Annotated in this window: 7 protein-coding genes; 1 reads left to right on the top strand and 6 read right to left on the bottom strand. The window is 68.3% G+C overall.

The window, feature by feature from the left end; genetic code table 11:
* Nucleotides 1-345: 345 nt before the first annotated feature.
* On the top strand, nt 346-792 hold the full coding sequence (locus AB4083_RS22665; RefSeq protein ID WP_441610768.1) for a DUF4870 domain-containing protein: 447 nt from the start codon (nt 346-348) through the stop codon (nt 790-792).
* A gap of 54 nt (nt 793-846) precedes the next feature.
* On the opposite strand, the gene AB4083_RS22660 is transcribed toward AB4083_RS22665, so the two are convergent.
* From AB4083_RS22660 to dnaE, 6 genes are all read right to left on the bottom strand, one after another.
* Nucleotides 847-1,740, bottom strand: a complete 894-nt coding sequence (locus AB4083_RS22660; protein ID WP_441610767.1) for a polyprenyl synthetase family protein — start codon at nt 1,738-1,740, stop codon at nt 847-849.
* Nucleotides 1,724-1,981 (bottom strand): exodeoxyribonuclease VII small subunit, encoded by a 258-nt coding sequence (locus AB4083_RS22655; RefSeq protein WP_441610766.1) that lies wholly within the window; start codon nt 1,979-1,981, stop codon nt 1,724-1,726. Before AB4083_RS22655 ends, AB4083_RS22660 begins: the two co-directional genes overlap by 17 nt.
* 101 nt (nt 1,982-2,082) lie before the next feature.
* Complete coding sequence (gene tilS / locus AB4083_RS22650; protein WP_441610765.1) at nt 2,083-3,387, bottom strand: tRNA lysidine(34) synthetase TilS; 1,305 nt, start codon at nt 3,385-3,387, stop codon at nt 2,083-2,085.
* The gene (locus AB4083_RS22645; protein ID WP_441610764.1) at nt 3,380-4,132 is read right to left on the bottom strand and encodes an NYN domain-containing protein; all 753 of its coding nucleotides are present in this window, start codon (nt 4,130-4,132) and stop codon (nt 3,380-3,382) included. Before AB4083_RS22645 ends, tilS begins: the two co-directional genes overlap by 8 nt.
* A 143-nt stretch (nt 4,133-4,275) precedes the next feature.
* A complete protein-coding gene (locus AB4083_RS22640; protein ID WP_441610763.1) occupies nt 4,276-5,232 on the bottom strand; it encodes an acetyl-CoA carboxylase carboxyltransferase subunit alpha in 957 nt (318 codons plus the stop codon).
* Between the two features lie 99 nt (nt 5,233-5,331).
* A complete protein-coding gene (dnaE, locus tag AB4083_RS22635) occupies nt 5,332-8,901 on the bottom strand; it encodes a DNA polymerase III subunit alpha (protein ID WP_441610762.1) in 3,570 nt (1,189 codons plus the stop codon).
* Between the last annotated feature and the right edge of the window lie 275 nt (nt 8,902-9,176).

Here is a 9,176-nt window from a genome sequence, read left to right as displayed (position 1 = left end):
GAAGAGGCCCGCCGCGACGTCACCGCTTACCTGAGCTTCTACAACCATCGCCGATGGCATGCTGCCATCGGCCAACGCATACCAGCCGTCGTGGACGCGCTGGCGTGCAGAACTCCTATCGGAGTGTCCAAAGTGGGTTGACCACTACAGGGATGTGCCCGGCTTTGATGAGCGAGGAGAGCCGCGCACATCCCTATGCGCTCCCCGCGTGCTCCCGGAGGGAGAAGGGCTCCAGATTGGGGGGGTGCATAGGCCGCCCGTTGGCTCGGCAAACCACCACGGCCCTTGCTAGCATCGGCGCCACCGGCACCGAGGCCGGGTCACCGCATGGCCAGGAGAGCACGCATGAGCGTCCCACCCGAATCCGTCGAGCCTTCCAGCGATCCCTCGTCCAGCGATCCGCGACCGCCCTCGGACATGCCCAGCGCCGAGGAACGCCAGTGGGCCATGCTGGCCCATCTGTCGGCCCTGCTCGGCACCCTGGTCACCGGTGCCTGGTTCGGCATCGGCTGTTTCCTGGGGCCGCTGATCATCTGGCTGATCAAGAAAGAGACGATGCCCTTCGTCGACGACCAGGCCAAGGAAGCGCTGAACTTCAACATCACCATGGCGATCATCGCGGTGGTGCTGCTGCTGATCACCGTGCTGACCCTGGGCATCGGCATCATCCTGGCCGTGCCGGCGGGGATCATCATCGGCATCGCGTGGCTGGTGCTGGTGATCATGGCGACGATCAAGTCGAACGAAGGCGAGCGTTACCGCTATCCGTTCTGCCTGCGCCTGATCAAGTAAGCACGCGCGCCATCGGCAACGGGAGAGGCAGCCTGCGGGCTGCCTCTTTGCGTTTCAGTGCTGGCGCCGGGCGGCGTACAGCGCCAGCCGTTCCAGCAGCGCGCCGCGTTCGCCCAGCGGCGCGATCGCGGCCAGCGCGGCGGCGGTCAGTTCGTCCAGCCGTGCGCGTGAGGCGTCCAGGCCGATGATGGAGGGGAAGGTCGGCTTGTCGTCGGCCGCGTCCTTGCCGGCGGTCTTGCCGATCACGGCGGACTCGCCTTCGACGTCGAGGATGTCGTCGCGCACCTGGAAGGCCAGGCCGACGGCGTGGGCGTAGCGGTCCAGTGCGTCCAGGGTGGCCTGGTCGGCGGCTCCGGCGAGCGCGCCGAGCTGCACCGAGGCGCGGATCAGCGCGCCGGTCTTGCAGGCGTGCATATGTTCCAGCTCGGCCAGGCTCAGGGTGCCGCCGACCGCGCCCAGGTCCAGCGCCTGCCCGCCGGCCATACCCTCGGCGCCGCAGGCGCGGCCGAGCGTGCGCAGCATGGCCAGGCAGCGTGCCGGGTCGGCGTGGCCGTCGTTGGCCAGCAGTTCGAAAGCCAGCGCCTGCAGCGCGTCGCCGGCCAGGATCGCCATCGCCTCGCCGAACACCACGTGGCAGGTGGGACGGCCGCGGCGCAGGTCGTCGTCGTCCATCGCCGGCAGGTCGTCGTGCACCAGCGAATAGGCGTGGATCAGCTCGACCGCGCAGGCCGGCGCGTCCAGCGCGTGGCCGTCCTCGCCCAGCGCGTGGCCGGCGGCGTACACCAGCAGCGGGCGCAGTCGCTTGCCGCCGCCCAGCACGGCATAGCGCATGGCGCGGTGCAGTTCGGCGGGGGAGCGGTCTTCGGCGGGGAGGGCCTGGGAGAGGGCCCGGTCGGCGCGGGCGATCAGCGCCCGTAGCGCCGGACCCAGATCAAAGTTCGGGTTCAAACGGTTCTGCGCTGTCGGGATGTTCGGGGTCGAGCAGCAGCCGCACGCGCAGTTCGGCCTGTTCCAGGGCCTGCTGGCAATGGCGGTAGAGGCCGATGCCGCGCTCGAACGAGGCGAGGGAGTCGTCCAGGCTCAGGTCGCCGCCTTCCATGCGCGCCACCAGCTGCTCGAGCTCGTCCAGCGAATGTTCGAAATCGACGGGAGCGGTGGGTTCGGCAGGGGTGGAAGAGGACTTGGCCATGGCCGGAAAAATTAACGCAGCGACCGCGCGGAATCAATCCGCGCGAGGCCGATCGGCGTGTCGGAAAGCGCTTCATGGGCTGTGCGGCGAAGCACGGCGGCTCAGTCGGCGGGCTGCCAGCGCGGTTGTCCGCCGGCGCCGCGGAACCAGGCCTCGCCCGCGGCGCTGCGCCAGCGATCGGCTACGGCGACCAGTTCATCGCCGACATAGAGCAAGGGACAAGCCGCGCGTTGCCACGGCGGCAGCTCGCCCTGCTGGAACAGGTCGCGCAGCTCGCGCGTATGGCGATCGCCGCTGGGGCGGATCCGTTCGCCGCCGCGGCGCAGGCGCACCGTCAGCGGCTCACGCAGGGGCGTGCCCTGCCACGCCAGCAGGCCGCCGTCGGGCAGGGGCAGGGGTTGGCCCATCCAGGTGGCTTGCCAGCCCGCTGGCGGCGTCTGCGCGGGTTGTTGCGCCCATAGCCGGCCCTTCCAGATGCGCAGGTCGGTCTGCGGCCAGTGGATGCACGGCACGCGTCCCTCGCGCAGGTCGCGCAGCTGGCGCTCGATCTGTGCGCGCTGCGCCAGCGTCGGGATCCGGCGCCCGCGCCCGCGCAGCCAATGATCGAGCAGCGGATCGCGTAGCGCTGGCGGCAGCGCCAGCCATGCGGCGGCATCCAGGCTGCCGGTCGCGCCGTCGTGCAACTGCGCGAAGGCGGCCAGCCATTGCGTGCGCAGCAGGTCCGCTGCGGCGCGCTGGTGGGTGGCGGCGTGCAGGATGGAATCGATCGCGTGCGGCCAGTGCTCGGCCACGCGCGGCAGGATCTGGTTGCGCAGATAGTTGCGCGACAGTTGCGTGTCGGCATTCGACGGATCGTCGATCGCCGGCAGCCGATGACGCTGCACGTAGTCGCGCAGCAGCGCGCGCGGCGTGCGCAGCAGCGGCCGCCACAGCATGCCGGCGCCGAGCGGGCGCAGCTCGCGCATGCCGCCGAGGCCTTCCGGCCCGCTACCGCGCAACAGCTTCAGCAGCACGGTTTCGGCCTGGTCGTCGCGGTGGTGGCCGAGCAGCAAGTGTTCGTGGTCGCGCAGCACATCGGCGAAGGCGGCATGGCGCGCGTGGCGTGCTGCTGCTTCCAGTCCTTCGCCGCCCTGGCGTTCCACCTGCACGTGCACAACGACGCATTCGATTTCGAGCACGGAGCAGAACTGCCGCGCCTGCTCGGCCCATGCGCCGCTGTGCGGATGCAGGCCATGGTCGACATGCACGGCGCGCAGGCCGCGTGCGCGCGCCTCTTCGAGTCCGGCAAGCGCGTGCAGCAAGGCGGTGGAATCGGGGCCGCCGCTGAAGGCGACGCAGAGCGCTCCGCCGGGCTGCGCGCGCAAGGCCTGCCGCAGCAGCGTGGCCAGTGCTTCGGTGCTACTCACGGGCCGCGGGTTTCTTCGATTTCAGGCGCACGTAGATCACCTTCGGGCGACCGTCGCCCGGGCTGCGGCTGTCCATCTCGAACAGCGTGGTGGCGGCGATCAGCCCGCTGAGCTTGTTGTAGCCGTAGCTGCGCGCATCGAAGTTCGGCCGCTGCTTGGTGATGATCGAACCCACGCCGCCCAGCCCTGCCCAGCCTTCATCGTCCGAGGCCGCTTCCACGGCGTTGCGCAGCAGGTTGACCAGGCCGCCGTCCTGTTTGAGCTGAGCAGCGGTGCGCGGCTGCATCGGACGCTCCTCGTCGGGCTTGGCGACCAGGATGTCGGTGTAGATGAACTTGTCGCAGGCGGCGACGAAGGGGTCGGGCGTCTTGCGTTCGCCGAAGCCGTACACGATCAGGCCCGACTCGCGGATGCGCGCGGCCAGGCGGGTGAAGTCGCTGTCGCTGGAGACGATGCAGAAGCCGTCGAAGCGGCCCGAATACAGCAGGTCCATCGCATCGATGATCATCGCCGAGTCGGTGGCGTTCTTGCCGCTGGTGTAGCCGAACTGCTGGATCGGCTGGATCGACTGGGTGAGCAGCTGCTCTTTCCAGGTCTTCAGGTTGTGGCTGGTCCAGTCACCGTAGGCGCGCTTCACGTGCGCGGTGCCGTACTTGGCCACCTCGGCAAGCAGGGCTTCGGCGAGATTCGGCTGCGCGTTGTCGGCATCGATCAGGACGGCGAGCTTGGTGCTGTCGCTGGCCATGGCGGCCTCCGGCGGAATGGGCCGGGGGATGATAGCGCTAAGGAAACGCGGCGTAGGTTGGGGTGAGCGCAGCGAACCCCAACATGACGATGGCGTGGGAGGCCTGTTGGGGTTCGCCTTTGGCTCACCCCAACCTACGCGCTTTATTCGCTGTAAGCGCCGTACCCGCGCAAGCGGTGATAGCGCTGCTCCAGCAGCTCGTCCACCGGCAGCGCTTCTAGCTCGTCGAGCTGGTTGAGCAGCACCGCCTTCAGGCGTACCGCCATCGAATGCGGATTGCGGTGGGCGCCGCCCAGCGGCTCGCGCACCAGCTTGTCGATCAGGCCCAGCTCCAACAGGCGCGGCGCGGTGAGGCCCAGCGCCTCGGCGGCGTCCTTGGCCTTCTCGGCGCTCTTCCACAGGATCGAGGCGCAGCCTTCCGGCGAGATCACCGAATAAGTGGAGTACTGCAGCATCACCGTACGGTCGCCGACGCCGATGGCCAGCGCGCCGCCGGAGCCGCCTTCGCCGATCACCGTGCACACGATCGGCACGCGCAGGTCGGCCATTTCCAGCAGGTTGCGCGCGATCGCCTCGCTCTGGCCGCGTTCCTCGGCACCGACGCCGGGATAGGCACCGGGGGTGTCGATCAGGGTCAGCAGCGGCAGTTTGAAACGCTCGGCCAGCTTCATCAGGCGCAGCGCCTTGCGGTAGCCCTCGGGACGCGGCATGCCGAAGTTGCGGCGCACCTTGCCCTTGGTATCGCGTGCCTTCTGGTGGCCGATGATCACCACCGAGCGGCCGTTGATGCGGCCGATGCCGCCCACGATGGCGGCGTCGTCCGCGTAGGCGCGGTCGCCGGCCAGCTCGTGGAATTCCTCGCAGATCACGCTGATGTAATCCAGCGTGTAGGGGCGGGCGGGGTGGCGCGAAAGCTGGGTGACCTGCCAGGAGCTGAGGTTGCGGAAGATCTCCGCAGTCTTGATCTTGAGCTTCTCGCGCAGCCGGACTACTTCGTCGTCGAAGTTCAACGCTTGCCCATGGCTGGCGTGGCGAAGCTCTTCGATCTTCGCTTCCAGCTCGGCAATGGGTTGTTCGAAATCGAGGAAGTTCGGGTTCATTCGGCGCAATGGAAGGACACGGAAGCGGCGCAGTATACCGGGCCGGCAGGAAAGGCGAGAACGGTTCCGTATGGGCTGCCGGGCGCCGCGTGGAAGCCGTCAATCGCCACGCGAGGGGCGGTCGTCGGACTTCACGATGCGCAGCTTGGCCGCCTGCACCCCGGGCACCGCGCGTACCGCGCGCAGCAGCGCCGGGATGGCCTCGACCCGCCACTCGTCGCCCAGCTCCAGGTCGGCCTGGGCGATGGCGTTGTGGTAGCCGTGCAGCACCACGCTGGTGCGGCCGTTGCGGTAGCCGGCCAGGATCTGGCGCAGCTCGTCGACGAAGCCGGGGCCGACCCCGTTCAGCTTCACATGCAGCACCCGGGCGAAGCGGCGGCAGGCATCGGCCAGCGTATGCGCGCTGCGGGCGCGCACGGCGAAACCGCCGCCGGAGAAATCGTCGATGCGCAGGCCGCCCTCGACCACCAGGATCTCGTCGCGGGTCAGCAGCGGCGCCACCTGCTGGTACAGCTCGCCGAAGAAGCTCACCTCGATGATGCCGGTGCCGTCTTCCAGGCGCACGAAGGCGTCGCTCTCGCCGCGCTTGCGGATCGCGGTGACCATGCCGGCCACGGTCCACGGCGTGTCGGGGCCGCGGCGGAAGCGGTTGTCCTCGTCGCCCTTGCGCGGGCGCGGCGGCTGGTAGCGGTCGGCGATCTCGCCCAGCGGGCAGGTCGACAGCTGCTGCAGTTCCTCGCGCCACGGGTCGGTGGGATGGCCGGACAGGTAATGGCCGAGCGTGTCGCGTTCGCCCTGGAGCTTTTGTTCCAGCGGCCATTCGGGCGCGGTGGGCAACTCGATCTGCACGACCGGAGCGAGCGCTCCCCCGCTCTTGTCGGACATGCTCGAGCCGAACATGTCGTTCTGGCCGGACTGCCGGTCGCGCAAATGCTGCTCGGCCGCCTTGATGGCGTTCGGCAGCTGCAGCATCAGGCTGGCGCGGGTCGGCGCCAGCGCGTCCAGCGCGCCGGAAAGAATCAGCGCTTCCAGCACGCGGCGGTTGAGCTTGGTGGAATCGACGCGGCGGCAGAAATCGGCGAGGTCCTTGTACGGGCCGCCGCGTTTGCGCTCTTCGGCGATCGATTCGCAGGCGCCCTGGCCGACGCCCTTGATTGCGCCGAGGCCGTAGCGGATGACCTTCGGCTCCACTGCCACGAACATGAATTCCGACGCATCCACGTCCGGCGGCAGCACGGTGAGGCCGATCGCCTTGGACTCGTCGATGAAGGTCACCGCCTTGTCGGTGTTGTCCATGTCCGACGAGATCGTCGCGGCCATGAACTCGGCGGGGTAGTGCGTCTTCAGCCACGCGGTCTGGTACGAGACCAGCGCATAGGCCGCCGCGTGCGACTTGTTGAAGCCGTAGCCGGCGAACTTCTCCATCAGGTCGAAGATCTCGTCGGCCTTGTCGCCGGAGAGTCCGTCCTTGGCGGCGCCCTCGCGGAACTTGGCGCGCTCCTTGGCCATTTCCTCGAGCTTCTTCTTGCCCATCGCGCGGCGCAGCAGGTCGGCGCCGCCGAGCGAATAGCCGCCCACGATCTGCGCCATCTGCATCACCTGCTCCTGGTAGACCATGATGCCGTAGGTCTCTTTCAGGATCGGCTCGACGCGCGGGTCGGGGTACTGCACTTCCTCGCGGCCGTGCTTGCGCGCGACAAAGCTGGGAATCAGGTCCATCGGGCCCGGACGATACAGCGCCACCAGCGCGATGATGTCCTCGAAGCGGTCGGCGCGCGCGTCCTTGAGCATGCGCTGCATGCCGGAGGATTCGAGCTGGAACACCGCTACCGTCTTGGCTTGTTGCAGCAGCTTGTAGGTGGCGGCGTCGTCCAGCGGCAGCGCGGCGATATCCAGCGGCTCGCCGCCTTCCTGCGCGCGGCGAATGTTGATCGCCTTCACCGCCCAGTCGATGATGGTGAGCGTGCGCAGGCCGAGGAAGTCGAACTTCACCAGGCCGACGGCTTCGACGTCGTCCTTGTCGTACTGCGTCACCACGCCGCCGCCGCCCGCTTCGCAGTACAGCGGCGCGAACTCGGTCAGCGGCTTCGGGCCGATCACCACGCCGCCGGCGTGCTTGCCGGCGTTGCGGGTGAGGTTTTCCAGGCTCAGCGCCAGGTCGATCAGCGTCTTCGCTTCCTCGTCCTGCTCGTACAGGTCGCAGAATTCCTTGACCACGCGGTCCGGTTCTTTCTTGGCCTTTTCCGAGCGGCCCAGCGCGCACGACAGGGTGAGGTCGAGCGGGCGCGGCGGGATCAGCTTGGCGATCTTGTCGACCGCGTTGTAGCCCATGCCCAGCACGCGGCCGGAGTCGCGCAGCACCGCCTTCGCGGCCATCGAGCCGTAGGTGATGATCTGGCTGACGTGATCGCGGCCGTACTTGCGCGCGACGTAGTCGATCACCTCGTCGCGGCGGTCCATGCAGAAGTCGATGTCGAAGTCGGGCATCGACACGCGCTCGGGATTGAGGAAGCGCTCGAACAGCAGGTTGAACGGCAGCGGATCCAGGTCGGTGATCTTCAGCACCCAGGCCACCAGCGAGCCCGCGCCGGAGCCGCGGCCCGGACCCACCGGGATGCCGTTCTGCTTACCCCAGTTGATGAAGTCCGCCACGATCAGGAAGTAGCCGGGGAAGCCCATCTCGATGATCACGTCCAGCTCGCGGTCGAGGCGGGCGACGTAATCGTCCAGCGTGTAGCCGGGCGCCAACGGGTTGTTGAGCAGACGTTCCTTCAGGCCCTCGTGCGAAAGCTCGCGGATATAGCTGCCCAGGTCGTGGCCTTCGGGCACCGGGAAGTTCGGCAGGTAATACGTGCCGAAGCTCAGTTCCAGGGTGCAGCGCCTGGCCAGCTCGATGGTGTTTTCCAGCGCCTCGGGGATGTCCGCGAACAGCTCGGCCATCTGGGTGGGCGTCTTCAGGTACTGCTGGTCGCTGTAGTCGCGCGGGCGCTTGGGGTCGGCCAGCACGCGGCCCTGGTGGATGCATACGCGCGCTTCGTGCGATTCGAAGTCGTCCTGGCGCAGGAAGCGCACGTCGTTGCTGGCGATCACCGGCAGGTCGAGCTCGGCGGCCAGCGCCAGCGCGGCGGCGTTCCAGGTTTCCTCGCCCTCGCGGCCGCAGCGGGTCAGTTCCAGGTACAGGCGGTCCTGGAACAGCCGCGCGAACGGACGCAGCCGCGCGGCGGCGACGGCAACGCCCTGGTGGATCGCGATCCGCGCCACTTCGTGTTCGCGGCCGATCAGCGCGATCAGGCCCTCGGTCGCGTGCGGGGTGAGCCAGCCGGCGTCGGCCATCGGCTTGCCGTTGCCCTGGCCTTCGCGCCAGACGCGCGAGACCAGGCGTGACAGGTTCAGATAACCGTCGCGGTTCTGGCAGATCAGGGTGACGCGTGACGGACGCGGGTCGTCCGGCATCGACAGCCATAGGTCGCTGCCGCCGATCGGTTTGATGCCGGCCGCGCTGCAGGCCTTGTAGAACTTCACCAGCGCGAACATGTTCGTCTCGTCGGTGAGCGCGACGGCGGGGATGCCTTCGCGCACGCAGGCTTCGACCAGCGCCTTGATGCGGATGGTCGAGTCGACCAGCGAGTATTCGCTGTGCAGGTGGAGGTGGGCGAAGCGGGCGGTCATGCGGACTCACGCGGTGAGTCTTGGAAGGCTAGCTGGCGCTAGGGTGGGGGGCAAGATTGACTTCCGCGGATATTGGGCGGTTGGCGCCATGGCTCGTCATTCCGGCGTAGGCCGGAATCCAGTAGTGGTGGCGCTCGATGTTGTGCTGTCGCATCTGGGTCTCGCCTTCGGCGAGTGTTTCGCCCCGCTGCCGCGGGGCGACTTACTTTCTCTTGCTTGCCCACCCCCCGAGGGGGCCTAGAGAGAAAGCTAAGCAAAGAGAAGGGCACCCTGCT

It is taken from the genome of Dyella sp. 2RAB6 (assembly GCF_052115385.1).
Taxonomy (GTDB): Bacteria; Pseudomonadota; Gammaproteobacteria; order Xanthomonadales; family Rhodanobacteraceae; genus Dyella_D.
Note: the sequence above shows the minus strand (reverse complement) of the source record. Positions and strands in the feature narration are given on the sequence as shown.

Excerpts from the sequence above, each read along its gene's own strand:
- AB4083_RS22665 (WP_441610768.1), top strand. The coding sequence starts at position 346 with ATGAGCGTCCCACCCGAATCCGTCGAGCCTTCCAGCGATCCCTCGTCC.
- AB4083_RS22655 (WP_441610766.1), bottom strand. The coding sequence starts at position 1,981 with ATGGCCAAGTCCTCTTCCACCCCTGCCGAACCCACCGCTCCCGTCGAT.
- AB4083_RS22645 (WP_441610764.1), bottom strand. The coding sequence starts at position 4,132 with ATGGCCAGCGACAGCACCAAGCTCGCCGTCCTGATCGATGCCGACAAC.
- AB4083_RS22640 (WP_441610763.1), bottom strand. The coding sequence starts at position 5,232 with ATGAACCCGAACTTCCTCGATTTCGAACAACCCATTGCCGAGCTGGAA.
- dnaE (WP_441610762.1), bottom strand. The coding sequence starts at position 8,901 with ATGACCGCCCGCTTCGCCCACCTCCACCTGCACAGCGAATACTCGCTG.